This window comes from Myxococcus sp. CA023 (assembly GCF_010998615.1).
Lineage (GTDB): Bacteria > Myxococcota > Myxococcia > Myxococcales > Myxococcaceae > Myxococcus.
The window spans coordinates 1-24,635 of the sequence record NZ_JAAEAH010000013.1; the positions used below are offsets into that span (position 1 = coordinate 1).

21 protein-coding genes are annotated in these 24,635 nt (G+C 70.0%); 10 read left to right on the forward strand and 11 right to left on the reverse strand.

Translation table 11 applies throughout. The features are described from left to right. Window positions 1-167, reverse strand: a 167-nt coding sequence (locus F8M74_RS07820) for a WbqC family protein (protein WP_240462280.1), incomplete at its 3' end; no start/stop codon positions are given. 185 nt (window positions 168-352) lie between these two features. Here F8M74_RS07820 and F8M74_RS07825 point away from each other — a divergent pair. Then, window positions 353-2,425: an ATP-binding protein gene (locus F8M74_RS07825; protein ID WP_141258256.1), complete on the forward strand. Its 2,073-nt coding sequence runs from the start codon at window positions 353-355 to the stop codon at window positions 2,423-2,425. A gap of 2 nt (window positions 2,426-2,427) precedes the next feature. Here F8M74_RS07825 and F8M74_RS07830 read toward each other — a convergent pair whose 3' ends face one another. Beyond that, window positions 2,428-3,210, reverse strand: a complete 783-nt coding sequence (locus F8M74_RS07830; protein ID WP_141258255.1) for a phytanoyl-CoA dioxygenase family protein — start codon at window positions 3,208-3,210, stop codon at window positions 2,428-2,430. A gap of 87 nt (window positions 3,211-3,297) precedes the next feature. Here F8M74_RS07830 and F8M74_RS07835 point away from each other — a divergent pair, with 87 nt between their 5' ends. From F8M74_RS07835 to F8M74_RS07850, 4 genes are all read left to right on the forward strand, one after another. After that, the gene (locus tag F8M74_RS07835; protein ID WP_141258254.1) at window positions 3,298-4,266 is read left to right on the forward strand and encodes an alpha/beta fold hydrolase; all 969 of its coding nucleotides are present in this window, start codon (window positions 3,298-3,300) and stop codon (window positions 4,264-4,266) included. Between the two features lie 131 nt (window positions 4,267-4,397). Beyond that, window positions 4,398-6,137, forward strand: coding sequence for a lamin tail domain-containing protein (locus F8M74_RS07840; protein WP_171410138.1), 1,740 nt, complete (start codon window positions 4,398-4,400; stop codon window positions 6,135-6,137). A gap of 81 nt (window positions 6,138-6,218) precedes the next feature. Next, window positions 6,219-7,001: an exodeoxyribonuclease III gene (locus tag F8M74_RS07845; RefSeq protein WP_090495363.1), complete on the forward strand. Its 783-nt coding sequence runs from the start codon at window positions 6,219-6,221 to the stop codon at window positions 6,999-7,001. A gap of 18 nt (window positions 7,002-7,019) precedes the next feature. Beyond that, window positions 7,020-7,802 carry a 1-acyl-sn-glycerol-3-phosphate acyltransferase gene (locus tag F8M74_RS07850; RefSeq protein ID WP_171410137.1) on the forward strand — a complete coding sequence of 261 codons (783 nt, stop codon included), beginning with the start codon at window positions 7,020-7,022 and terminating at the stop codon, window positions 7,800-7,802. A gap of 1 nt (window position 7,803) precedes the next feature. On the opposite strand, the gene F8M74_RS07855 is transcribed toward F8M74_RS07850, so the two are convergent. Then, window positions 7,804-8,328, reverse strand: a complete 525-nt coding sequence (locus F8M74_RS07855; protein WP_141258253.1) for a polymer-forming cytoskeletal protein — start codon at window positions 8,326-8,328, stop codon at window positions 7,804-7,806. Window positions 8,329-8,415: 87 nt separating this feature from the next. On the opposite strand from F8M74_RS07855, the gene F8M74_RS07860 reads away from it, so the two are divergent. Beyond that, the gene (locus F8M74_RS07860) at window positions 8,416-9,534 is read left to right on the forward strand and encodes a hypothetical protein (RefSeq protein ID WP_228559572.1); all 1,119 of its coding nucleotides are present in this window, start codon (window positions 8,416-8,418) and stop codon (window positions 9,532-9,534) included. Window positions 9,535-9,546: 12 nt separating this feature from the next. Here F8M74_RS07860 and F8M74_RS07865 read toward each other — a convergent pair whose 3' ends face one another. Beyond that, window positions 9,547-10,008, reverse strand: coding sequence for a universal stress protein (locus tag F8M74_RS07865; protein WP_141258252.1), 462 nt, complete (start codon window positions 10,006-10,008; stop codon window positions 9,547-9,549). Window positions 10,009-10,163: 155 nt separating this feature from the next. Here F8M74_RS07865 and F8M74_RS07870 point away from each other — a divergent pair, with 155 nt between their 5' ends. Further along, complete coding sequence (locus F8M74_RS07870) at window positions 10,164-11,024, forward strand: SDR family oxidoreductase (RefSeq protein ID WP_141258251.1); 861 nt, start codon at window positions 10,164-10,166, stop codon at window positions 11,022-11,024. 15 nt (window positions 11,025-11,039) lie between these two features. Here the strand turns inward: F8M74_RS07870 and F8M74_RS07875 are convergent, their stop codons facing one another. From F8M74_RS07875 to truD, 7 genes are all read right to left on the reverse strand, one after another. Beyond that, the gene (locus F8M74_RS07875; protein ID WP_140792189.1) at window positions 11,040-11,834 is read right to left on the reverse strand and encodes a serine protease; all 795 of its coding nucleotides are present in this window, start codon (window positions 11,832-11,834) and stop codon (window positions 11,040-11,042) included. Between the two features lie 349 nt (window positions 11,835-12,183). Beyond that, the gene (locus F8M74_RS07880; RefSeq protein ID WP_141258250.1) at window positions 12,184-13,701 is read right to left on the reverse strand and encodes an FAD-dependent oxidoreductase; all 1,518 of its coding nucleotides are present in this window, start codon (window positions 13,699-13,701) and stop codon (window positions 12,184-12,186) included. Further along, complete coding sequence (locus F8M74_RS07885) at window positions 13,698-15,044, reverse strand: 2Fe-2S iron-sulfur cluster-binding protein (protein WP_141258249.1); 1,347 nt, start codon at window positions 15,042-15,044, stop codon at window positions 13,698-13,700. Before F8M74_RS07885 ends, F8M74_RS07880 begins: the two co-directional genes overlap by 4 nt. Before the next feature lie 233 nt (window positions 15,045-15,277). Then, the gene (locus F8M74_RS07890; RefSeq protein ID WP_171410136.1) at window positions 15,278-16,723 is read right to left on the reverse strand and encodes a polymer-forming cytoskeletal protein; all 1,446 of its coding nucleotides are present in this window, start codon (window positions 16,721-16,723) and stop codon (window positions 15,278-15,280) included. Window positions 16,724-16,730: 7 nt separating this feature from the next. Further along, entirely contained in the window at window positions 16,731-17,234 is a 504-nt protein-coding gene (locus tag F8M74_RS07895; protein ID WP_141279471.1) for a hypothetical protein, read from the reverse strand. Beyond that, a complete protein-coding gene (locus F8M74_RS07900; protein WP_225909977.1) occupies window positions 17,231-17,800 on the reverse strand; it encodes an RNA polymerase sigma factor in 570 nt (189 codons plus the stop codon). Before F8M74_RS07900 ends, F8M74_RS07895 begins: the two co-directional genes overlap by 4 nt. Before the next feature lie 111 nt (window positions 17,801-17,911). After that, a complete protein-coding gene (truD, locus tag F8M74_RS07905) occupies window positions 17,912-19,549 on the reverse strand; it encodes a tRNA pseudouridine(13) synthase TruD (protein WP_141259137.1) in 1,638 nt (545 codons plus the stop codon). Between the two features lie 70 nt (window positions 19,550-19,619). Here truD and F8M74_RS07910 point away from each other — a divergent pair, with 70 nt between their 5' ends. The 3 genes from F8M74_RS07910 (at window position 19,620) to F8M74_RS07920 (ending at window position 24,543) form a co-directional block, all read left to right on the forward strand. After that, on the forward strand, window positions 19,620-20,531 hold the full coding sequence (locus tag F8M74_RS07910; protein ID WP_141279469.1) for a hypothetical protein: 912 nt from the start codon (window positions 19,620-19,622) through the stop codon (window positions 20,529-20,531). 107 nt (window positions 20,532-20,638) lie between these two features. Beyond that, window positions 20,639-22,303: an adenylate/guanylate cyclase domain-containing protein gene (locus F8M74_RS07915; RefSeq protein WP_171410135.1), complete on the forward strand. Its 1,665-nt coding sequence runs from the start codon at window positions 20,639-20,641 to the stop codon at window positions 22,301-22,303. Next, on the forward strand, window positions 22,300-24,543 hold the full coding sequence (locus F8M74_RS07920; RefSeq protein WP_141253025.1) for a serine/threonine-protein kinase: 2,244 nt from the start codon (window positions 22,300-22,302) through the stop codon (window positions 24,541-24,543). Before F8M74_RS07915 ends, F8M74_RS07920 begins: the two co-directional genes overlap by 4 nt. Window positions 24,544-24,635: the final 92 nt, after the last annotated feature.

A 24,635-nucleotide genomic window follows, 5' to 3' on the forward strand; every position in this document is an offset into this window, starting at 1 on the left:
ACGTTGTGGGGCAGGGCCACCCGCGTGCGCCGCTGCCAGCCGCGCCGCAGCCACTGCACGTTGTCCAGTACGACGAAGGTCCCCGCGCGGGCCAGCTGCTCGTGGAAGTCCACCCACGGCAGGTAGTGCGGCTGCTCGGCGACGACGACTCCAGGGATGCCCGGCACGCGCGGAGGATAGCGTCCTGGCGCCACCCGGTGACCACCCGTTTGCCCTCCGGCCGGAATGTTTCCACCGGACATGGGGTGCGCCTGACCCCCGCCAGTCAGGACGCCCCCGGCTGGAAATGCCGTGCTACAGAATCATAGTATTTTTCACCCCGTGTGTTTGGGGCCCCGGAGCAGGCGACTGGATGAAGTTCCTGTGTCTCACCACCGATGACCGGCACCCCGTGGCGGAGGAGCTGCGGCGCCAGGGCCAGGCCGTGTTCACCACAGCCGACCTGGTGGAAGCCGGCGCGGCGCTGGGGCACGGGCCCGTGGACGTGCTGGTGGTGGACGCGGCGGACCTGGTGGAGGACGCGCTCTGGCTGGACGCGCTGCGGACGCAGGCCCGTCCCGAGGAGCCGTTGGTGCTGGGGTTGGCGCGGGACGGCACCGACGCGGCGCTCGAGCCGCTGCTGGCCGCGGGCGTGGACGAGTTCCTGGTGGAGCCCTTCACCCCGGTGCAGGTGCGCTCACGGCGGTTGTTGCTGGAGCGGCGGGTTGCGGCGCGGCGCCAGCGGCGGACGTCCGAGGCGGAGGCGCGGGGCGAGGTGGCGCGGCTGGCCTCCATCATCCAGATGCAGTCGGACGTGGCGATGGCGGGCTACGGGCTCGACGAGCTGATGCGGCTGCTGTGCGAGCGCTCGCGGGTGCTGTGCGGCGCGGACGGCGCGGCGGTGGCGCTGCTGGGGGCGGACACCGAGGAGGAGGTGACCTACCTGGTGGCCACCGGCAGCCTGGCGCCCTTCATCGGCTTCCAGCTGAAGGTGGAGGGCAGCCTCACGGGCGCCAGCCTGTTGCGGGGCGAGGTGATGCGCACGGATGACTCGGAGGCGGACGTCCGGGTCAACGTGATGGCGCTGCGCCACGTGGGCGCGCGGTCGATGATTTGCGTGCCGCTGTGGCGCGAGGGCCGCCCGGTGGGCGTGCTCAACGTCACCAGCCGGCGGCCGAACACGTTCGAGGACCGGGACGTGCGCACGCTGGAGCTGATGGCGGGCCTGCTCGGCGCGGCCATGGGCAACGCGGCCGAGGCCCAGGCGCGTCAGGAATTGATGGTGCAGAACACGCTGGCGATGGGCGCGCTGGAGGAGTCGCAGGAGCTGTTCGCGTCCTTCATGGACAACATCCCCGCGGTGGCCTTCATGAAGGACGAGCGGGGCCGCCGCATCTGGGTGAACGCGCGCTACAGCCGGTTCTTCGGCTACCCGGTGGGCGCGGACATGTCCAACGTGTCCGACATGGAGTTGATGCCCGCGGCCTCCGCCGAACAGTCGCGCCGGGATGACGACGCGGTGTTGACATCCGGCAAGCAGAGCATCACCGAGACGATGATTCCCGCGCGCGACGGCACCGAGCGCCACTGGCTCACCTACCGCTTCATCGTGCGGGAGCGCTCGGGGCGGCGGCTGCTGGCGGGCGTAGCGGTGGACGTCACCGACCGCAAGGCCATGCAGGCGCAGCTCGTGGTGTCGGACCGGCTGGCGGCGGTGGGCACGCTGGCGGCGGGCGTGGCACACGAAATCAACAACCCGCTGGCCTTCGTCCTCTCCAACCTGTCGTTCCTCGCGGGCGAACTGCACGCCCTGGCGCCGGAGTTGCCGTCGGGCCGCATGGCGGAGCTGGAGGAGGTGCTGCGCGAGGCCACCGACGGCGCGCACCGCGTGCGGCAGATCGTCCGGGACTTGAGGACCTTCTCCCGGGGCGACGACGAGGTGGCCACCGCCGTCAACGTGCAGGCGGTGCTCGAGTCGGCCATCACCCTGGCGCGCAGCGAGCTGAAGCTGCGCGCGCAGCTGGTCCGCGACTACCGCGAGGTGCCGCTGGTGGAGGGCAACGAGGGCCGCTTCGGACAGGTATTCCTCAACCTGCTCATCAACGCCGCGCAGGCCATTCCGATGGGCCGGTCGGAGCAGCACGAGGTCCGGCTGAGCCTGCGGAGCGCCGGGGACCGCGTCATCATCGAGGTGCGCGACACGGGCGTGGGCATGCCTCCGGAGGTGCGCGCCCGCATCTTCGACCCCTTCTTCACCACCAAACCGGTGGGCGAGGGCACGGGGCTGGGCCTGTCCATCTGCCACGGCATCGTCACCGGCTTCGGTGGAGACATCTCGGTGGAGAGCGAGGAGGGACGGGGCAGCACCTTCCGCGTCTCCCTGCCTGTGGCGCAGCGCGCGAAGGATCCGGTGGAGCCGCCGCTGCGCATGCCCCTGGTGGGCTGAGGTCAGCGGCGGAACATGGGCGGGAAGACGCGGGGGGCCTTCTTCTTGCGCAGGCAGCGCACGGCCGCGTCCATGTAGCAGGCGGAGAAGGCGCGGCGGCGCAAGCCGGGGCGCCCGCGTCCGGAGCGGTGCCAGAGGTGGTTGTGGACCAGGATGGCCTCGCCAGCGCGCACCGGCAGGGACAGGACGCGGGATTCAGCGTCGGCCGCCGCCACCGCGTCCGGAGGAATCACCCCGCCCAGGGGCGTCACCAGGCCGCCGCGGTGGCTGCCCGGGATGACTTCCAGACAGCCGCCGTCCTCGGGGGCGTCATCCAGCGCGGTCCAGATCTGCAGCTCCGGTTCGTGGGTGAGCCCCCACAGCCGGCCGCCATCCTGGTGCCATGGCAGGTTGCTGCCGCCGGCCTGCCCCTTGTGGAAGAGGATGGCGCGGTAGAGGACGATGTCGCCGGGGATGAGCGCCCGGGCGATGCGTTCGAACAGCGGGTTCTCCATCCACGCCAGGAAGCGCGGGTCCTTCTCCAGCTTCTCCAGCTTACGGTAGTCCAGGGAGGGGCCCTGCCAGCCCAGTCCCAGGGGGGCGTCCTCGTAGCGGCCGGTGGTGGCGTCCGGCTGGAAGAAGAGGCCCGGGTGGACGACCCGGCCCAGCATCAGGTCGTCGGCTCGCTCGCGGAGCGCGTCCAGGCCCTCGTCACCCAGCACACGGCCCAGCTTCGCGTAGCCGTGCTCGGCGTAGTGGGCCAGGGCAGGGCGGATATCGAACCGTTCCACGTCGACGCAAAGCATGGCGCCCCCCTCATACCCCGGCACGCGCCCGTTAGGGCAGGTTGATGCTTGCGCCCCCGGCCCGGGCGCCTCATCGTGGGAGGTGGCATGCCCTACCGTCGCACCACGCGCTTTGTGACTGCCCCGGATGGTACCCGGGTCGCCTGGCATACCCACTTCGGCAACCTCCGGGAGGCCACCGCCGACTCAGAGCTGGTGGCCCGCCCCACGGTGCTGCTGACGAACGGGATTGGCTCCTCGGAGAACTTCTGGCGCTACCTGGTGGGAAACCTGGAGCAGGACCACCGGGTGGTGCACTGGAACTACCGGGGCCACGGCAGCAGCGATGAATCCGTGGGGGACGGGTACCAGATTCGCGTGCACGTGGATGACCTGGAGCGCATCACCGAGGCGGTGATGGCCCGGGGGGATGGGCGGCCGCCGCACCATGTGGCGTTCTCCATGGGCGTGCGCGTTCTGCTGGACCTGTACCGGCGACGGCCGGACCTGGTTCCCTCCATGACGCTCATCGCCGGGGCGCCGGGGGCGTTTGGCTCGGGGGTGGACTCGGCGGGGGCCCGCGCGTTCCTGGCCGCCACCCGGGGCATGCTCAAGCTGGCCACGCCCACGCTGCCGCTGGCGGTGCCCGTGGCGCACGCGGTGATGGCCAGCCGCTTCGCCTATCCCCTGGCGCGGATGGTGGGGGCGCTCCGGGCCCGGGCGCCTCGGGCGGACATCGACGAGTTCATGCTCGCCCTGCGCCGGATGAGCCCCAGGGCCTACTGGTACACCCTCCGGGGCATGGTGGAGGGCCATGCCTGGGACGTGGCCAGGACGGTGCAGGTGCCCACGCTCATCGTCGCCGCCAGCAACGATTTGCTCGTTCCGCTGGGGGAGATGGAACGAATGCGTGACGCAATGCCGCACGCACATTGGATGCGGGTGGATGACGCAGGGCACGCCGGCCTGCTGGAGGCCGGGTCGGAGATCGCCGAGGCCGTGCGTGTCTTCCTCGTGGACCACGGCTTGGAGCCGCCCCATGAGGTCGGGGAGCACGCTCCGGTACCTCCGTCCTGAGAGGGGAGGCCGGGAGGATCAGAACCCAGGCTTGAGTCCAGTGAAATCGGAAACTGCCGCCTGGATTGCGTCGTGGGTGACAGATATGGGATGCAGGGGGCTCTTCAAGTTTCAACGGAGACTCTTTACCCATGCCCTGGTCCTTCCGGCAGATGCTGGCGCCGCTGTCCGCACTGCTCCTTTTCATGTCCGCATGTGGCGACGATCCTGAAGTCAGGCCCGTTTGCGGCAATGGCATCGTCGAGGCTGGCGAGACGTGCGACGACGGCAACCGAAACAACAACGACAGCTGTGACAACAGCTGCCGTCGTCCCACGCCGGATGCGGGCACCGAGGAGGATGCCGGCACCGAGGATGACGCCGGCACCGGTGAAGAGGATGGCGGCATCGTCGAGGACGACGCTGGCACCACCGAGGACGCGGGCACCGGTGAGGACGACGCTGGTACCACCGAGGACGCGGGCACCGGTGAGGACGACGCTGGCACCACCGAGGACGCGGGCACCGGTGAGGACGACGCTGGCACCACCGAGGATGGTGGTTCGGGCGAGCCGGATTCCGGCACCGACGCGGGCACGGGCGAGGACGACGCCGGCACCGACGCGGGCACGGGCGAGGACGACGCCGGCACCGACGTTGACGCCGGTACGGACGCGGGCACGGTCCAGGTCTCGCTGGACAGCTTCGGTCCGACGGGCACCTTCGCGCGCACCGGCACCACAGGGGCGACGTTCCCCGAGGCGCTGACGGTGCGCCTGCGTGAGGACGCTCCGGCGGAGGTCTGGGTCGAGGTTACTTCGTCCAGCGCCGTGCTGAACGTGCAGGGTGGGCTGGTGCGCATCGCCCCGGGTGAGCGCTCCGCCACGGTGCAGGTGACGGCGAACCTGGCCGCGGACCCGGAGACGGACAAGGCGACGCTGACGGCCACGCTGGGCAACGACACGCGTGCGGCCACGGTCCGGGTGCTGGCGGCGGATCAGGCCGCTGAGCTGGCCACGCTGTCGCCCGAGGTCATCTCGGTGGGCGCTGGCCAGACGCAGGGCTTCACGGTGGAGCTGGACGTTCCCCCGGCGCAGGACACGGTCATCCAGCTCGCGCTGGAGCCCGCGTCGTTGGGCACGGTGCCGGCCACGGTGACGGTGCCGGCCAACAGCATGTCCGCCAAGTTCGACTTCACCGCGGGCAGCACGGGCGGCGAGGGTCAGCTGGTGGCCGCGCTGAACGGTCAGTCCATCGCGGCGGCGGTGCAGGTGACCGCGGGCAGCAGCACGGGCCACGTCGTCATCAGCGAGTTCGCGCCCGCGGGCCCCGGTGGCGCCGGCGACGAGTTCATCGAACTCTACAACCCGACGTCGAGCGCGGTGGACATCTCTGGCTGGAAGCTCCAGTACAAGTCCGCCACGGGCACCACCGGCTACAACAGCAGCTTCGCGCTGCCCGCCGGCTCGGTCATCGCGCCGCGCAGCTACTTCCTGGTGGTGTCGTCGGGCTACGCGAGCTCGTCGGGCAACACCGTGACGGGTAACGCGAACTGGGGTGGCACCATCGCGATGGGCGGCTCCGCGGGCCATGTGCGCCTGGGCTACCCGGAGATGGCGCAGAACGACCCCATCACCTCGCCGCTGGTGGTGGACACGGTGGGTTACGGCAGCAACGCCAACCAGCCGGAGGGCACGCGCATCGCCGCCGTGCCGCCCGTCGCGGGCAGCTACGAGCGCAAGGCCTCGGCCGCGTCGACCGCGGAGACGATGGTTGTCGGCGGCGCGGACGAACTGCAGGGCAACGGTCACGACTCGAACGACAACTCGGCGGACTTCATCCTCCGTCCGACGCGTCAGCCGCAGAACGCGTCGAGCGCGGTGGAGCCGTAGCAGGTCTCCTGTTCGCCCCTACCGCCTGTGTGTGCGGTAGGGGCTGGTAATGCCGCACGGGGCGGGCCATAAGCCTTCCCCGTGCGAGTCGTTTCGTGGAACGTGAACGGACTTCGCTCGGTGCACCGCAAGGGCTTCCTGCCCTGGCTCGCGGGGTGCCGGGCGCAAGTCGTTGGTCTGCAGGAGGTCCGCGCGCGCGCCGACCAGCTTCCCGACGAGGTGCGCTCACCGTCCCGGTGGAAGACGCACTTCGTGGCGGCGGAGCGGCCGGGCTACAGCGGCGTCGGACTGTACAGTCGCCTGGAGCCCGATGAAGTCGTGACGGTGCTCGGCGTGGGGGAGCTGGACGTCGAAGGGCGCCTGCAGATTGCCCGCTTCGGCAAGCTCACCGTGGTGAACGGCTACTTTCCCAACGGCAACGGGAAGGACCGGGACCTGAGCCGCATTCCCTACAAGCTGACCTTCTACCGGCGCCTCTTCGAGCGGCTGGAGAAGCCCCTGCGCGATGGTGGCCGGGTGCTGGTGATGGGGGACTTCAACACAGCGCATCAAGACATCGACCTGGCGAGGCCCAAGGAGAACCGGGAGACGAGCGGCTTCCGGCCCGAGGAGCGCGAGGAGTTCGACCGGTGGATTCGTGCCGGCTGGGTGGACACCTTCCGCCACTTCAACAAGGGTGGGGGGAACTATTCGTGGTGGAGTCAGCGGGCCGGCGTTCGGGAGAAGAATATCGGCTGGAGAATCGACTATGTCCTGGCCTCGCCAGCGGCCATGGCCTACGTGCGCAAGGCTGGCATCCACCCGGACGTGCTCGGCTCGGACCACTGTCCGGTGAGCGTGGACCTGGACCCCGCGGTTCGCTGACGCTTGTTCGAGGCTCTCATGAACGCACTGCTCTCCATCTGGACGTGGATCGAGATTGGCCTGGTGGCGCTGGTTGGCTTCTGTGTGCAGCTGTCGCTGGCCATCCTGACCTGGGCCTTCGACCACAAGCGCCACGTGACGGGGCGCTGCTTCCGGCTCATTGGCGTCACCGCGGCGAAGCTGACGCCGTTCTGGCGCTTCGGTGTGCACGGCCCGGTGCCGGACAAGCTCGCGCCAAACACGGTGGTCGTGAGCAACCACGAGTCCAACGCGGACCCGTTCCTCATCTCGCACCTGCCGTGGGAGATGAAGTGGCTGGGCAAGGCCAGCCTCTTCAAGATTCCCGTGGTGGGCTGGAGCATGTGGATGGCGGGGGACGTCCCCGTGCACCGCGGCGACCGCGACTCGGCGACGGGCGCCATGGCGAAGTGCCGCCAGTGGCTGGCCAAGGGCATGCCGGTGATGATCTTCCCGGAAGGGACGCGCTCGAAGACGGATGACCTGCTGCCCTTCAAGGACGGCGCGTTCCGGCTGGCCATCGAGGCGCAGGCGGATGTGCTGCCCCTGGCGGTGAGCGGGACGCGGCGGGCGCTGCCGAAGCACTCCTGGCGCTTCGCCACCTCGCGCGGTTTGGTGACGGTGGGCACGCCCATCTCCACCAAAGGGATGACGCTGGCGGACGTGGAGACGCTGAAGAACCTGGCCCGCGATCAGATCCTGTCGCTGCGGGCTTCGCTGATGCCGCTGACGCGCACCGGCACCGAGCCGGCCGTGCCGCCGGGGCCGGCCAGCGCCGCGTGACTCAGACGTCCTTGTCGCTCTCATCGACGATGTGGCAGCCAGTCTCCTCGTCGAGCGCGTCTTCGATGAAGCCGCGCACGATGTCCCGGCCGCCAATCTCGAAGGACAGGCTGACCTTGTCGCCCTTCACCGCCTCGTCCTGATCCACCTTCAGCCGTCCCCCCAGGGCGATGGCGTTCCCCTCGACAGCGGCGCCCTTGTGGACGCGGACCTCCCCGCCCAGGGACACCACGTTGCCCGTCACCCGAGCCCCGGACTCAACGATGACGCGGCCCCGGATGGCGACGACGTCCTCCACCACCGCGCCCTTGCGGACGATGACGTTGCCCTCCACGGCGACGCCGTCCTTCACCTTCTCACCGGCCTCAATGATCAGGTCCGTGCCCTGGACGGCGCGGCTTCCGTCCTTCGACTGCGTGGCGCACACCACCTTCCACTTCTGAGGCGGCTTCGCGTCGTCCTCGGCGAAGGAAGGGGTGGCGAAGGCGAGCCCGAGGGCCAAAGTGGCAATGGGGGACGAGCGCATGCGAGGCTCCTGTGAAAGCCGTGACACCGCTGGATACGCGCCCGCACGGAAACGATTGCGTGCCTACACCCGTCACCTGCCCGGCGTGTGGCTTGCACAACCCTGTCTCCACACCCCACCCGGGAACACGTCCTGTCCGCCACGCCCCTTCGAAATGATGACGTCCGTGACCTGAGCATCTGGGGGTACGCCCTGGGCTACTTCGTGGCCTATGCCCCCTACAGCGCGCTGACGAAGGCGCTGTCCGGAGGCGCCTTGCCCGGCATGCGGGAGGGCATCTCCGGCTTCACGCTCCTGCCGGTGAGCACCTCGGCCTCGCTGGTGGGAATGTTCGCCTTCCTCACGTGGATGCGCTGGTGGCGTTACGCGGGGCACCGCCAGGTGTGGGGCTTCCAGGTGCCGGCACCAGGGCGGTGGACGCTGCTGTCGGGGTTCTGCTCGGCGGCCATCATCGGCACCACGACGCTGGCGTACACCCTGCCGGGGGCGTCCATCGTTTTCATGATGCTGTTGATGCGCGGCGGCGTGCTCGTCCTGGCGCCGCTGGTGGACGTCCTCAGTGGACGGCGGGTGCGCTGGCCCTCATGGGTGGCCTTGGGCTTGAGCTTCTCGGCGGTGGCGGTGGCCGCGGGCTCGTCGGTCAGCCCCACGCTGACGCTCCTGGCCACGGTGGACGTGGGCGTGTACCTGGCGGCCTATTTCTTCCGGTTGCGCGCCATGAGCCAGCTGGCCAAGTCCGGCGAGCGTGAGGTCTCCATCCGCTACTTCGTGGAGGAGCAGATGGTGGCCACGCCAGTGCTGGTGGGCACCCTGGCGGTGCTGGCCCTCATCGGCGGCGATGGCGTGCTCGGTGACATCCGCGACGGCTTCACCGGGGCCCTGTCGCGAGGCCACCTGGCCTCCGAGATCGCCGTGGGACTGCTGTCGCAGGCCACCGGCATCTTCGGCGGCCTCATCCTCCTGGACGGGCGGGAGAATGCCTTCTGCGTGCCGGTGAATCGCGCGTCCAGCGTGCTCGCCGGAGTGGTCGCGACCGTGGTGATGTCCGTCGCCCTGGGCCAGCCGGGCGCGGGGGCCTTGGAGCTGGTGGGCGCCGCGCTCGTTGTCGCCGCCATGGCGGTGCTGGCCGTGCCCACGGTGCTGGCCGCGCGGCGGAAGGCGGGGGAGCAGGCCGCTCCCCCGGTGGCTCCCGCCCCGGGGCCGTGAGGCGCGTCCGCGCTACTTATGCTCGGACAGGTGGAGGGTGAGCACCGGGCAGGACGCGCGGGCGACGACCTTCTGCGCCACGCTTCCCAAGAGCAGGCGGGGAAGGCCGCGCCGGCCGTGGGTGCCCATGACGATGAGGTCGCATTTGTCCTGCTCGGCGAGGTCGAGGATGGTGGATGCCGCCTCACCCACGACGATTTTCTGGCTCACCGGGACGCCCGGGGGCTCCCCCTGGTTCACCTGGGCCGTCAGCTCCTTCGTCGCTGCCTCCACGGCGACGTGCTCCAGGGACTGGGAGTTCCACCCCGGCGCGGCCACCAGCAGGTCGGGCGCCACGTACTGGGGTGGCTCCCAGGCATGGACCACCTCGACCGATGCCTTGAAAGGCCGAGCGAGCCTCACCGCATAGTCGATGACCTCTCGGGAGCCGTCCGACAGGTCCACGGGAACGAGGATTCGGGAAACAGTCGCCATGTCTTCTTTTCTGGGCATGGCACGACCCAGATGGAAGAGCCGTGCCAGCGCCGCGCCGGTCGTTTGCTGCCCAGGCGTGCAAACCCTGCGGGGGGAGCGGCAGACCGCGCATGGCGTGCGCACGATGGGCACCTCAACGAACGGAGGATTTCGTCATGCGTCCTCTCCCCATCGACCAAGGAACCGTGCTCATCATCGGCGCGGCCCGAGGGATTGGCCGGGAGCTTGCCCGGCTGCTCGCGCGTCGCGTTCGAACCCTGGTGCTCGTGGACCATCAGGCCCAGGTCCTGGAGCCCCTGCGCGAGGAGCTCCTGCTGCACTACCCGACGCTGGGCGTGCTCGTCGAATCCTGCGACGTGTGCGATCCCCGGCAGGTGGATGCGCTGCTCGCTTCGCTGGAGGAGCACTTCGTCCGCGTGGACGTGTTGGTGAACAACGCCGCGGAAGGCGACCAGGCGCTGTATGCCCAGGAGGGCTGGGCGCGTGTGGAAGCCATGTTGCGCGCCAATGTCTGGGTGCCCGCGCTGCTGACGCACCGGCTGCTCAAGCCCATGTTGGAGCGTGGACGGGGCGGCATCCTCAACATCGGCTCCGGCGCGGCGCAGCTCATCCTGCCGGGCTCGGCCACCTTCTCCGCCACCCAGCGCTTCCTGGACGGCTTCACGGAGGCACTGCGCCTGGAAGTGGAGGGGCAGGGCGTCACGGTGACGCGCGTGGCTCCGGGGCCGCTGTGGGAAGCGGTGGGGGAGGGCGCGGAGTCGCTGGCGCCCTTCTTCCATCTGTCGCTGGCGCGCTGTGCCCGCGAGGCGCTCGCCGGCTTCGAGCGCGGCGAGGCCCTGGTGTACCCGGGCCTGGGGCACCGGTGGGTGATGCGGCTGCTGCCACTGCTGCCACGCGGGCTCAAGCGGAGCCTGGGGCGGATGGCGCTGCGGGGCCTGCGGCGGGAGGAGTTGCTGCTCCCACCACGGCAGGCCCCCCAGACGCTGCCGCTGGCGGGCGAGCCATCACCCGCGTGACGCGGGGGCTCGGCTCTAGAGGCCAATCTCGGCCAGGCGCGCCTTCACGCGCGTGGCCTTCACGCCGGTGTTGGCCGTGCCGCGGCCCTGCGAGTTGCCGCCCAGGCCGATGTGGTGCAGGCCCACCACCTGGTGCGAAGACGAGGACAGCACGGGCGAGCCGGACGAGCCGCCCAGCGTGTCCGCGTCGTAGGACAGGTCCGTCGTGCTGTAGTTCGCGTTGCGCACCACGCCCGGCGAGGACTTCTTCGTCGGCGTGCAGCCGCTCGTCGTGTAGTAGTCGCAGTTCTGGTGGACCACGTAGATGCTGGCGTTGGTGGCGGCGTTGGCGCTGGCCACCGTCAACCAGCCGTACACGTCACCCGGGAGCTGGCCGTTGGTGGCCGTGCAGCGCAGCGCCGTCATGTCGTCGCCGGCCCAGGTGCGGATCATCGTGCCGCAGTTGTACCAGACGCGAGCGGTAGAGCTGACGCCGTCCTCATAGTTGAAGGACACGCGCGCACCGGAGGCCTCGGAGCTGCTGCCGACGCAGTGGTTGTTGGTGATGATGACATCCCGCGACACCAGCCACGCCGTGCATCGCGAGCTCACCGCCGGAATGGACAAGTAGCCCACCGCGAGCGAGCGCGTGCGCTGCGTGCCCGACAGCGTCGTGGCGCTCACCCAGTTCACCGAGCCCACGATGACGTTGGACTCCTGCGACTGCAGCGGCTCCTGGCCGTCCGCGTTGGGAACGTCGGGAGGTGCTTCGGTACCGCAGGCAGACAGGGCTCCCACCAGGAACAGCGCACGAACGCTCTTCGGGAACATCGGAACACCTCCTCGCGCTGGATTGCGCGGCGAGGCGCCAAGGCACGCGCCGTGCCATGTCTCCACTCCGAGCGTCTCTACTCGGAGCGGGCACCGCGCCGGCACACGCGACTGGTGCGTCCCTGTCCAGGTAATTCAGTTGTTGATGTAAAGGCGCTTCACAACCCCGCTGACGGCTGTCAGTTGTTTTCGTGATTTACGATATTGTCCGGAGCTGGTGCGTTCCGGGTCAATTCGCTCCCCAGCCGTTGTCTCCGGCCAGGACAGGCTCCGGAAAAATACAAGGGCCGCGTCCGGACCCGGTGGAGACGGGGTCCAGGCGCGGCCCGGGAGCGGCGCGGCCAGGGGCTCAGCCGATGACCATGTCCTCGCGCTCCAGCGTTCCGGTGCCGAAATCACGCGAATGGCCCGCCGCGTCAGAGTAGCGCCGGAGGTTGAAGCGGGTGAAGAGCTCGTCGGACTCGCCGGTGGCCATCCACTTCGCCATCCGCTCCGCGACGGCGGGGGCCATCATGAAGCCGTGGCCCACGAAGCCGGACATCTGGAGCAGGTTGTCCAGGCCCGGGGTGCGGCCCAGAATCGGGTTGTTGTCCGGCGTCACGTCGTAGCAGCCGGCCCACTGGCGCAGCACCTTGACGTGGCCCACTTCGGGCAACTGCTCCATCAGCGCCTGCGCGAAGCGCGACACGAAGCGCAGGGTGCTGCCCATGTTGAGGCCCGCGGGCTCCTTGGCGTCGCCCATGCCGCCCACGATTTCGCCGCGCATGGACTGGCTGAAGTACAGCCCGCTGTCGAGCACGGACACCAGCGGCCCCAGGAAGGGCTTCAGCGGTTCGGTGCTGAGGATTTCGTGGCGGTGCGGCTCGTTGGGCAGCTTCACGTCCGCCAGCTTCGCCACCTGCGGACTCCAGGCGCCGGCGGCCAGCACCACGGTGTCGCAGGCGATGTCCCCGCGCGTCGTCTTCACCTTGCGCACCTGGCCGCCGCTGGTCTCGAAGCCGGTGACGTCCGTGTATGTCTCCACGCGGACGCCGCGCTTCTGGCAGCCCTGCGCGTAGCCCCACAGGAAGGGCCAGGGGAAGATGACGCCGTCCTCGGGATTGTAGGACGCGATGAGGCAGTCCTTCATCGTGAGCCCGGGGACGATGTCGCGCGCCTCGTCGGGGGTGATGAGCCGGGTGGGGACGCCGAAGCGGTTGTGCAGCGAGACGTTGCGCTCCAGCCGCTGGGCCACCGGCTTCGTCTTCGCCAGGAAGATGTAGCCCCCCTGGCGCAGCCAGACGTTGATGCCCAGATCGCGCGCGAAGCCCTTCATCAGCTCGATGGAGCGCTTGGCCAGCTCCACCAGCGAGGGCGTGCCCCACTGCATGCGCACGCCACCGCCGTTGCGGCCGGACGCGCCCGCGCACAGGTAGCCACGCTCCAGCACCACCACGTCCGTCTCACCGGCGCGCGCCAGGTTGTACGCCAGCGCCAGGCCCATGATGCCGCCGCCGATGATGACCACCTTCGCCTTCGCGGGCACCGGGCCCTCCGGGCGCAGCGCGGCGGGGAATGCGTCCACTTCCTGCGGCAGCCCACCCACGGGCGGCTGGGACTCGTCCACGGGCACGGAGGCCATCATCCGCAGTTCGGTGGGGTAGAGCGGCGGGCGCGGCGTGAAGGGCACCACGGCCGCGGGCTTGAGCGCCTTCTCCTTCTCCAGCAGCGCGGCCACCGCCGCCGTGCAGCTCTTGCCCTGGCAGATGCCGGTGCCGAAGCCGGTGTAGCGCTTCACCGACTCCACGTCGCAGAAGCCCCGGGACACCGCGTGACGGATGTCGTCGACGGTGACGTCCTCACAGGAGCAGATCATCGCCTTGCTCATGACAGCCCTCCCACCAGCGCCTGGGCCGCGCGCCGTCCGGCCGCCGCCGCGTCCTTCGCCGTGCCTCCGCCCGTGACGTCACCCGCGGCGTACACGTCCGGCGCATGGGTGCGCCCGTCCGCGTCCGTCTCCACCACGAAGAGCCCGCGCTTCTCGTCGAACGGCACCTTCGCGCCGCCCTGCCGCGCCAGCTCGAAGCTGGGGCTGACGGGGACGGACACCAACGCCGCGTCACACGACACCTTCTCGCGTCCGCCGCCCTCGCGCGTGTAGCTGAAGGCGCTCACGCCGCGCAGGCCATGGGCCTTGGGCTCGCTGCCTCGCACCGCCGTGGCATGGGCGCCCGCCGGCGGCGTGTCCCGCAGGTCCACCACCGCCACCACCTTCGTGCCGCGCTCCTGGAGCAGGTTCGCCAGCGCGTACAGCTCCGCGCCCCAGCCCACCAGGGCCGCTGTCTCCGGCGCCACGTCGTAGCGGCGCAGCAGCAGGCTGGCCGCGCGGCCCGCGTAGACGCCGGGCAAGTCGTTGTTCTCGAAGGGGAGCGTGGGCGGATGGCCGCCGGGCGTGAGCAGGAAGCGTTCCGAGTACACCTTCACCAGGCGCGGCGCATCCGCCTCCCAGGTGCCCACCGCGAGGAAGCGCCCCGCCTCGTCGTCATACAGGCCCAGCGCGGTGGCCCGCGTGAGCACGCTGCTGGGGGAGATGCGGTGGATGTCGTCCAGGCTGGGGCCGCCGGCTTCCGGCGTGCCGTTCGCGAGCCGGCCACCGAGCGCGTCGTCCCGCTCGATGAGGAGGAAGCCCACGTCCCGCTCGGTCAACACGCGCGCCGCCGCAAGGCCCGCCGCGCCGCCGCCCACCACGGCCACGCGGGTGCGCACCGTGCGCGCGGGCGCCGTCACTGGCGCGGGCGTCTTGGGCAGCAGGCCCAGCCCCGCGAGCTGCCGCGCCACCTTGGCCATCACCTGCTCGGCCACCGGGACGCCGGCGAACATCTCGTGGTGGTCCATGCCCTTGGGGAAGAACCAGTCGATGCTCTCGAAGATGTCCACCTTCGCGGAGGGGTAGGCGTTCTGCCGCTCCAGCTTCATGCCGTCCCGCGCGGGCGTGCGGCACGCGTAGACATTGGGCACGCCGTCCACCCGCATCAGGCAATGCGAGCAGGCCCCGGCGAAGCAGTAGGGGCCTCGCGGCCGGTGGTACTTGATGGAGCGGGCGAGCATGGGCTCACCCGCGGCAACCAGCGAGCACGCCACCGGCTCACCTTCGATGGCGGGGAGGCTCTCGCCCTCGAGGTCCACGGTGATGGCCCGGCCGCGCGGCGGTACGTCGGGAAGGCGTCGCATAGGGTGCGTGCAAAATGGCGCACGCGGACCGGGCGGTCAAAGCCTCTGACGGCATGACGCGCCATGCCCAACACGCCTGGCCGATAGGCGTGGTGATGGCGCGCCCGAGCCTGGCTAAGGCGCACACCGTAAAACGAGAGGGGACCGTCTCGGGCCGTGTGGCGCCCGGGACAGTCCCCCTGAAGACTCGCGTCATTGCGTGACGCGCTGGGCAAAGCACCCGGCAATCCCTGTCAGACAGGCTGCTCGCTCGAGGGGATGACGGGCTCGGGCATGCCCTGCGGCCGGTGCCCGAAGCGGGTGCGGACCACCGCGCCCAGGGCCATCAGACCGACCAGCGTGGTGATGAGGGGGCCGACGATGGGGAGCGAGCCCACCACCATCAGCACCAGCAGCCCCAGGGCCAGCACCACCGCCTGCGTCTTCCGGCCGCGGAGGATGGGCAGCCGCGTGCCCAGCTCGCTCGCCACCGCCGCGTAGCCGAGCGCCGCCGCCACGGGGGCCGCCATCCACAGCACCAGCGCCACCGGGATGCCGATGAGGGTGATGCACAGCACCACCGTGAGGGGAATCATCGCCAGCAGTCCCACGAAGCCGGTGAGCCCCGTCTGCACCGGCTTGCGGCGCACTTCCTCACCCAACTGCTTCATGCGTGCGGGGAAGAACATCTGTCCCAGGAAGCCGAGCCCGAAGAGCACCGCGAAGGTGAGGATGAAGCCCGCCAGGCCCGCGCCGTCATCGTCGCGGTCCCTCCGGTTCTCGGAGGGGTCCTTGGCTTCCTTCACGCCCTTCTTGATTTCGCTGGCCACCATGCGGCCAATGCCCGCGCCGCCGAAGGACTCGATGCTGCCTTCCACCTGGGCGTCGTCGTCGCGCTCCACCGAGCCGCCAAAGGCAGACACGTCGCCCTCCACGTGTGCGTCCGGCCCCAGGATGACGTTGCCGCCGAAGGCATGCGCGTCCCCGTCCACGCGGCCGTGGACCTCCAGGTTGCCGCCGAAGGCGACCGCGTCATCCTTCACGTGGCCGTGGACCACCAGGTTGCCGCCGTACACCACGGCGCTCTCCACCGTCTGGCCCTCCTTCACCTCCAGGTTCTGTCCGCGCGCCACCACGTTGCGGCTGCCATTGCGGCGCATGTTGCGCCGCACCTCGTCGCGGGCCTGCTTCATCTCGTCCCGGGCGCGCTTCATCTCATTCCGCGTCTCCTCGGAGAACGCGTTCGGGAGGTCGGGAATCGGAGGGATGGGCGGAATCGCCATCACCGGCGGAGCGCTGACCACGGACGGCGCGATCGGTGCGGCGTCGGCGTCGGCTTCGGACTCACCCGATTCGGCGGCGTGCTTCTCCTGCGCCGTCATGGGCCGCAGCGTGAAGATGGTGCCGTCCTGGTCCAGGCGCAGGGAGTACGCCCGGGCCACGGTGCGCAGGGCCTGGTTCGCCGTGACGCCGCGCAGGTGGACCTCGGCGGGCGAGTCCAGGTCGCCGGTGACGACCAGGTTGAGGCCCCCCTTGTCGGCGATCGTCTTGAGGGCGTCGCGCAGGGTGCCGCGGAAGCTGATGTCGATGGTGCTCGCGGCGGGAGCCGTCACGCCGGCCTGGGGCGCCGTGTCCTGGGCAAGCGCCAGGGGGGCGCCGAGCAGCAGAGCGGGGAAGAGGATTCGAGGAAGGAGCTTCATGGTTCGCTCACGCTTCGGAAGGAGTGGGCCCGGTGCCGACAAGCCGCTTGAGACCGTACAGCGACGTCAGCAGGAGGAAGGCGAGAGAGCAGGCCACCGTCATGCCAGCGGTGGACCACAACGCGTGGGCGCCACTGAGTACGCCTTCAATGAAGGGGCGCCCCTGCACCAGTATGGAGGCCAGCCCGGTTCCCAGCCGCCCGAGCGCCTGGTCGCTCATCACCAGGTAGCCCAGCCCGCCCAGCATCGACGTCAGCAGGATGGCCAGCCCGGACCAGACCTCGCGGCGCCGGGGCACGGGTTCGGCGGACACGCGCGCCATGACGCTGGCCACCAGGGTGGGCGGGGGAAGGGGATCCGCCAGCCGGTACAGGTCCTGCTCCATCAGCCGGTGCTCTTCCAGGACGGCGGCGCAGGCGGCGCACTCGGCGGCGTGGTCCAGCGCGGGGCCTTCACCGGCTTCCAGCTCCGTGAAGAGGACTTCGAGGTCCGGGCACAGGTGGGGATTCATCGTGGAGCCTCCTCGGCCGTCATCTTCTTGCGCAGCTTCTCACGGGCCCGGAAGAGCCGGGCCATGATGGTGCCAGGCGCACAGCCCATGATCTGGGCGATCTCCTTCGTCGTGCGCTTCTGGACGTAATAGAGGGCGAGCACCTCCCGGTCCTCGACGGACAGGGTGGCCATGGCCTCCTCCAGCGACTGCCGCTCCTCGCGGGCGATGGCGCCTTCCTCCTGCGACGCCTCGCCGCTGGGGAGCACCTCCTTCATGGGCTCCAGTTCCTCGGTGCGCACCTTGGTGCGGCGGCGGAGCAGGTCCAGGCAGAGGTTGCGGGTGATGGCGAGCACCCACAGGTCGAACGGGCGCGCGTCGTCGTAGCGGTGGAGGTTCTGGTAGGCGCGAAGCAGCGCTTCCTGCGCCACTTCCGCGGCCTCGGCCTCGCTCTGGAGCAGCCGCAGCGCCAGGCCGTAGACAGGGCGCTGCACGCTGCGAACCAAGGCCTCGAAAGCGGACGGGTCACCCCGGCGGGCGGCCTGCACGTCCGCTTTCCAGGGGAGCGGAGGGGCTTCCTCAGCCATCAGCATCCCGATGGCATGGGCGAGCGTCCCGGGAGCGTCGTCGAGGGCAAGAGCGTTCACGCCTTGGTCTACGGCGCGCCCGTCCGCCCATTGCATCCGGGAGAGACATCTCTATTTCTTTCGTGATTTCGGGGGCTTGGCCTTGGCTGTACGCTTGGCCTCGGTCTCCGCGCGCGCGACCGAGCGGGCGTCCTTGCGCTGGCGCTGCCGCTCACGGAAGCCCAGTGGCGCGGCGGGCTCCGCGGCCTTGGCGGGCGCGGGGACCTTGGCGGCCAGGGTGCGGGCACGGCCCGAGGCGGGCTCCAGGATCTCCACCTCACGCGGACCGGTGCGGCGGCGGCCCGGAGCGCCAGCGCCCCGGGCATCGCGGTTGCCGGCGGGCGCGCGCGTGTCGCGGTCTCCGGATGGACGGCGGCGGGTCTCCGTACCCGGAGCGCCACGGCTTCCGGCGCGCGCGCCGTCCGCGTCACGGCGGGGCGGGCCCCGGCGGCTGGAGGGCTCGTGCGCGGCGGCGGCGGCTTCGGCCTCCACCAGCTTCGGCCGCTGCGAGGCGCGGATGGTCTCCGCGCTGTCCTCGGTGTACTCGAAGTGGAACAGCCGCTTGATGACCAGGGTGGCGTAGGCGCCAGGCGGCAGGGTGAAGGCGATGTTGACCTTGATGTCGTCGCGGTTGAGTTCGTCCGCCTGCGTACGGCCCACGACGAGCTTGTGCGGGAACGACAGCAGGGGCCGCTCCTCGTGCTTGAAGTAGAGCCTGCGCTCGGCGCCGGGGACTTGCAGGTCCGACAGCTGGAGCTTCTCGCGGCCCAGCACCCAGCGCACGGCCTCCTCCACCTTCGGGTCGCTGAACGTCGAGTTCGGCGCGAGCAGGGGGAAGGAGGCGTCGCGCAGCGTGCGGAGCACCTCCGGGCTGGCGTCGCGGTGGAACAGCAGCGTGCCGGCCTGGTAGCGCATGGGGAAGAGGTGCTCGCGCGGCAGCATCAGCTGGAGGTAGCGCCGCACACCCTCGTTCCAGAGGAAGCTCTGGTAGGTGAAGATCAGCATCGCGCGGTAGTCCGCGTCGATCTGCATGAAGGCGCGCAGGTAGTCACCTGGCTGATCGCGCAGGGACTTGAGGACGCGGTGGTATTTGCGCGTGCCCTCGTAAGGGACGCGGGCGTCCCAGCGGCCCCAGTTCTCCTTCCAGAAGGCCTTGATCTTGGCGTCCTCCGTCCGGTCCAGCTCGGACGGCTTGGCCATGTAGTTGTGCAGCGCGGCCTCGAAGTCGCCCCGGATGAGGTCCTTGGCGATGAAGCCCTGGCCGTGCTTCAGCGAGCCGAAGCGCTGGCTGTCGAAGTAGTTGATGACGCCCAGGCGGTTGACCTCGGCGGCGGCCACGTTGAGGGGCCCCAGCGACTCCGGCTGGAGCGCGCGCACCGTGACGGAGAAGCGGTTGGAGGTGATGTTGGCGGCGGACAGCGGCTTGTCCGTGCGGCCCAGGTACTTCAGCCGCAGGTCAGGCTCCTGCATGTCCACGTCGGCGCCGTCCACCGCGATGATTTGCTCGGTCCGGCCCTGCTTGTCCTTGAGGCCGCAGTAGCTGATGGCGCCGGGCTTGAGCCCGAACGCATCCCGCAGCCGGGTCACGGCGTCGAAGGTGGACAGCTTCTGCTTGTCCATCAGGTAGACGCGGTGACGTCCCGAGTCGACTTCGTCGAAACGGTATGACTCCTTGACGGAGAAGTCCTCGGGCTTTTGTTTGATTCGCACGGCGCCCCCTTACCAGCGCGGCGCCCCGGAATGAAGCATCTGCGCCAGAAAGGGGATAACGTGACCCCCCATGCGAGTTCTTCCCCTGTTGCTCCTGGCCCTGACTCCGGGGTGTGCCTCCACGCTGTCTACGCAGCAGACGGCCCGGACGTTGGCACCGGGGCAGGTCCAGGTGACGGGCGGGGCGGGGTTCTTCATCCCGGTGGGGTCCCTGGTCCGGGTGGTGGACGCCGGCATCGAGCAAGGTGAGGCGGCCCGGGACGCGGTGGCGAATGACCGTCCCTACACGCTGAGCGAGGAGGCCCAGCAGGAGCTGCTGACGGCGGGCGTGGCGCTGATGGTGGCTCCGCCGGGCGTCAATCCGGAGCTGATGGTCCGGGTGGGGGTGGTGGACCGGCTGGACGTGGGCCTGCGCTACAGCGGCATCTCCCTGCGAGGGGATCTGAAGTTCCAACTGGCCCACGGCGGAGATGAGGTGGGCCGCTATCTGGAGCTGGGCCAGCGTTCCTTCGACATGTCCCTGGGGGTGGGGGTGTCCAAGCACTTCTTCAGCAGTCCGGTCCTGGACGTGCTGGAGGTGGTGGAGATGAACGACTTCAGTCGCTACGACGTGGAGGTGCCCCTGTACCTCAGCGCGGACTGGGGGGACGTCTTCAAGCTCTACGCGGCGCCCAAGTACATCTACAGTCGCACCCGGCTGGACGCGCGGCTGGTGGACTACTCCCAGCAGGGGAAGCCGGTGTCGGGCTTCGACGCGACGCTTCCCGCGACGGTGGGCAGCCACTTCGTGGGCTCCACGCTGGGAATCGCCGTGGGCTACCGGTACGTCCACCTCTATGCCGAGGTGACGGGGGGCTACTTCCGGAGCAGGCCGCAGCTCTTCGGGATGGAGCGGAACCTGGGGGGCGTTACCGTGATGCCTTCGGTGGGCCTGGCCATCCGGGCGGGCGGTGCGGACAGGAAGCCGGCGGCCCGTCGCTGAGGAGCCGTCCCGCCAGGCGGACGCTGCTCGGCCGTGCAGTGGTGATTTCCGAGCGTTCCCCGGTGCCGATGGCCTCTGGTAGTGTCCGGGCCGGTGAGGATTTCCGCGTGAGCCAGTCCCCCGTCCCGTTCGCTCCCAAACCCGGGCAGATTCGCGGCCCCCGACTGACAGGGCGCTTCGCGGATGGCACGCTCGGAGAGTTCCCCCTGGGGCCGGCGACGTCCCTGGGCCGGCATCCGTCCAACACGTTGCGGCTGGTGGACCGGGAGGTCTCCAAGGAACACGCGGTCATCGAGCGCGTGGGCAAGGACTTCATCCTCAAGGACCTGGGCTCGTCCAACGGCACCTTCGTGAATGGCCGCCGGGTGAAGGAGCTCAAGCTGCGCGACGGGGACGAAATCTCCCTGGGCGCCTCGCGGCTCATCTTCCACAGCGGCGAGCCGGTGGTGCCGGCCAACGCGCCCACCGCGCCGGGCGTGACGGTGGTGGCGCAGTCCATCTCCATGCCGGCCTTCCTGGCGCAGATGGACCAGGTGCCGCAGAACTTCCGGCCCGCCGAACAGGTGTCGGACGTAGAGGCGCTGCGCCGCGACTACGAGAAGCTGCGCATCGCCCATGAGTTCCACCGCCAGGTGAGCCTGCAGGGCAGCCAGACGGGGCTCTTCGAGCAGATCCTCAAGGTGGCCTTCCAACTGCTGGCCGCGGACCACGGCGTCATCCTGAAGGTGGCCGCGGACGGCGAGTTCATCCCGTCGGCGGTGCACCACCGCTCCGACAAGGCCGTCAACGTCATGCTGTCCGACACCGTGCTCAAGCGCGTGGTGGAGACGGGCAAGGCGGTGCTGACGGCGGACGCCATCATCGACGAGCGCTTCTCCGCGGCGGAGAGCATCGTCGCGCAGGGCATCCGGTCCGCCATGGCGGTGCCGCTGAAGGTGAACGGGAAGATTCAGGCGGTGCTCTTCCTGGACAGCCGGCAGCAGATAAACGCCTTCTCGGAGAAGGACCTGACCATCCTCTCCGGCATCGCCTCGCAGGCGAGCATCGCGCTGGAGAACGCGGTGCTGGCCGAGCAGATCCGCGCCGAGGCCGTGACGCGCGCGGAGCTCAGCCGCTTCCTGTCCAAGGCCGTCGCCGACGCGGTGATCGCCGGTGAGACGGAAGACCTGGCGCAGAGCCGGCTGGCGGAGGTGAGCTGCCTCTTCGCGGACATCCGCGGGTTCACCACCATCTCGGAGAACGATTCTCCGCAAGAGGTGGTAGACATGCTCAACGCATTCTTCACCGCCATGGCCGGGGTGGTGTTCCGCCACGAGGGGAACCTGGACAAGTTCATTGGGGACTGTGTCATGGCCGTCTGGGGGCCGCCGCTGTCGCACCCGGACGATGCCGCCCGCGCGCTTCGGGCTGCCTTGGAGATGCAGGACGCCGTGCATGAGCTGAACCGCCGCCGCGTGGATGCGGGCAAGCAGCCCATCGAGGTCGGCATCGGGGTGAACACCGGGCAGGCCGTTGTCGGCTACATGGGCAGCGCCGAGCGCCACGAGTTCACCGCCATTGGCGACACGGTGAACACGGCCTCGCGCCTGTGTGGCATGGCGAAGAGCGGTGAGGTGCTGGCCTCCGAGTCCACGGTGCGCAGGGCGGGCGCCGGCTTCGACGTGGAGGGGCTGCCGGCCCTCCAGGTGAAGGGCAAGGAGAAGGCCGTGCCGACCTACCGCGTCCACGGGCTGGAATACACCACCGCCGCTTCCTCCTCACGCCGAGCATGAGCCCGACGACGCAGGCCTGCCCCAACTGCGGCCATCCACACGACATCCGCGTCTACGTGAGCGGCCAGCGTGTCCAGTGCCGCTGCGGCATCCGGTTCGAGGCCCGCCGGGGTGACGTGGCCGCCGAGGTGGCGCGCAACACGATGGTGCCCACGGGCAGCGGCATCCAGGAGCAGCGCCCTCCGGCCAATGGGACCTCCGGCGTGGTGACGGTGGTTCCTCACGCGGAGCCGGAGCCAGGCATCGACATCTCCCTTTCGCGTGCGCCGGAGCCCGTGCGCTCCGGGCCTCGCGGCGGCGTGAACGAGCTGCCAAGCGTGGCGGCGCCGGGGACCAGCGGTGTGGCCGTGCCCTCCAGCAACGGAGCTTCGGACGCGCCGGTGGACGTGACGCTGGTGCGCTCGTCCGCGAAGACGGGCTCGGACAGTGCGCACTCGGAGCTGAACGCGCGCGAGGACCGCACCTTCGTGGGCGCTGGCAAGGTGGACCTGCCGGGCTTGGTGCTGCTGGAGATGCTCGGGCGCGGCGGCATGGGCGAGGTGTGGCTCGCGCGGCAGCAGTCGCTGGGGCGCACGGTGGCGGTGAAGCTGCTGCCGCCGCGGCTGGCGAAGGACCCGGAGTTCGTCACGCGCTTCGAGAAGGAAGCCACGGCGCTGGCGGCGCTCAACCACCCGCACATCATCCAGATCATCGACCGGGGCGTTGCGGGCGAGCACTACTACTTCGTCATGGAGTACGTGGAAGGCCGCTCGCTGCGCGAGGCGATGTCGGCCGGGCTCACGCCGGAGAAGGGCATCAAGCTCCTCCTGGCGGTGGCGCGCGCCATCGAGTGCGCGCACGACAAGGGCATCATCCACCGCGACCTGAAGCCGGAGAACATCCTGCTGGACGGGCGGGGGCACGTGAAGGTGGCGGACTTCGGCCTCGCGGGCATCCGCGCGCCGGACTCGCGCCTGCAGCTCACCGCGACGTCGGTGGCCATGGGCACGTTGAACTACATGGCTCCCGAGCAGCGACGCGACGCGAAGAACGTGGACGGGCGCGCGGACCTCTTCTCGCTGGGTGTCATCCTCTACGAGGTGCTCACCGGGGAGCTGCCGCTGGGCCGCTTCAAGCTGCCCTCCTCGAAGGTGCCGGGGCTGGACCCGCGCGTGGACCCGGTGGTGGACCGCCTGTTGGAGCAGGACCCGGCCGCGCGCTACGAGAAGGCCAGCGAGCTGTGCGCCGCGCTGGAGGTGATGATTGCCACCAGCTCCGCGCCGGGCATTTCGCAGAGCGACCTGGACGGGCGCATGGTGCCCGCGGCCGCGCGGTCGGTCCGGCCGGTGCGGCAGACCGCGCTGTCGCGTCAGCTCCGTTCGGGCTGGCGGCGCGTGCGCGGTGGCCTGTCGGTGGTGGGCGGGCTGGCGCTGCTGGGCTTCGCGGTCCGGTGGTTCGTGGGGCCGGTGAGCCTCCACCTGGGCGACGACCAGGGCGTCATCATCGGCACGAAGGGTATCCAGGTGAAGCCCGGCAACCGGGCGCTGCCGCCGAACACCTACGGCGAGGTCTTCTCATCGCTCTCCTTCGCGGCGCCTGCCAAGGCCGGGGGCACTTCGCGCCTGGAGCTGGGCTTCAACGAGGGCAACGAGGAGGTCAACGTCCACAGCGGCCAATGGCGGCTGGTGGATGGGGAGCTCCAGGCCTTGCAGGCGGGCAAGGAGACCAATGGGCGGCGGTTGATCCCGCGCGCGTACATCGCGCAGCGTTACTTCTCGTCCAACGATTTCACGGCCGAAGTGTTGATGGACGTGGCGCGGCTGGGACCGGAGTACGCCCAGGAAGCGGATGCGCAGCACTACGGCGAGCTGGCGTTCCGCATCAAGGACTTGCAGGTCTCCGCGTTCGCCATTCCGGACGTGGGCATGCGGCTGTCGTGGCGCTACTTCATGCCGGACGGGCGCGAAGTGGTGGGGAACAGCGCGCAGGACACGGAGGCGCTCGTCGAGGATGAGATGCCGCTGCCGGCGCACGGCCCCTACCAGGTGCGGCTGCAGCTGCGCCGGAACAACTCGGGTGTGCTGGTGGAGGCGTTCCTCAACAACGAGCGCTTCGCCCGCAAGCTGCTGGTGGGCCTGGAGGACCGCGTGGGCAAGGTGGCCCTGGGTTGCCGCAACCTGTTCTGCTCGTTCGATGACTTGAAGGTCCGGGGGCACCTGATGCCCCGGCCCGTCCGCCGCGTCGCCGCCGGCCCCGAGTAGCCCTCGCGGCAGGCGAAGGCTTGCGCGGACGCCGCTCCATCCCCACCTTGCTCTCGGCATGTTCCGCCACGCGGGAGTCCATGCCGAGCCTT

Coding starts and splice junctions, on each gene's coding strand:
- F8M74_RS07885 (WP_141258249.1), bottom strand. CDS start 15,044: ATGCGACGCCTTCCCGACGTACCGCCGCGCGGCCGGGCCATCACCGTG.
- F8M74_RS07920 (WP_141253025.1), top strand. CDS start 22,300: ATGAGCCCGACGACGCAGGCCTGCCCCAACTGCGGCCATCCACACGAC.
- F8M74_RS07910 (WP_141279469.1), top strand. CDS start 19,620: ATGCGAGTTCTTCCCCTGTTGCTCCTGGCCCTGACTCCGGGGTGTGCC.
- F8M74_RS07865 (WP_141258252.1), bottom strand. CDS start 10,008: ATGGCGACTGTTTCCCGAATCCTCGTTCCCGTGGACCTGTCGGACGGC.
- F8M74_RS07880 (WP_141258250.1), bottom strand. CDS start 13,701: ATGAGCAAGGCGATGATCTGCTCCTGTGAGGACGTCACCGTCGACGAC.
- F8M74_RS07890 (WP_171410136.1), bottom strand. CDS start 16,723: ATGAAGCTCCTTCCTCGAATCCTCTTCCCCGCTCTGCTGCTCGGCGCC.
- F8M74_RS07855 (WP_141258253.1), bottom strand. CDS start 8,328: ATGCGCTCGTCCCCCATTGCCACTTTGGCCCTCGGGCTCGCCTTCGCC.
- F8M74_RS07900 (WP_225909977.1), bottom strand. CDS start 17,800: ATGGCTGAGGAAGCCCCTCCGCTCCCCTGGAAAGCGGACGTGCAGGCC.
- F8M74_RS07840 (WP_171410138.1), top strand. CDS start 4,398: ATGCCCTGGTCCTTCCGGCAGATGCTGGCGCCGCTGTCCGCACTGCTC.
- F8M74_RS07850 (WP_171410137.1), top strand. CDS start 7,020: ATGAACGCACTGCTCTCCATCTGGACGTGGATCGAGATTGGCCTGGTG.
- F8M74_RS07825 (WP_141258256.1), top strand. CDS start 353: ATGAAGTTCCTGTGTCTCACCACCGATGACCGGCACCCCGTGGCGGAG.
- F8M74_RS07875 (WP_140792189.1), bottom strand. CDS start 11,834: ATGTTCCCGAAGAGCGTTCGTGCGCTGTTCCTGGTGGGAGCCCTGTCT.
- F8M74_RS07870 (WP_141258251.1), top strand. CDS start 10,164: ATGCGTCCTCTCCCCATCGACCAAGGAACCGTGCTCATCATCGGCGCG.
- F8M74_RS07830 (WP_141258255.1), bottom strand. CDS start 3,210: ATGCTTTGCGTCGACGTGGAACGGTTCGATATCCGCCCTGCCCTGGCC.
- F8M74_RS07835 (WP_141258254.1), top strand. CDS start 3,298: ATGCCCTACCGTCGCACCACGCGCTTTGTGACTGCCCCGGATGGTACC.
- F8M74_RS07895 (WP_141279471.1), bottom strand. CDS start 17,234: ATGAATCCCCACCTGTGCCCGGACCTCGAAGTCCTCTTCACGGAGCTG.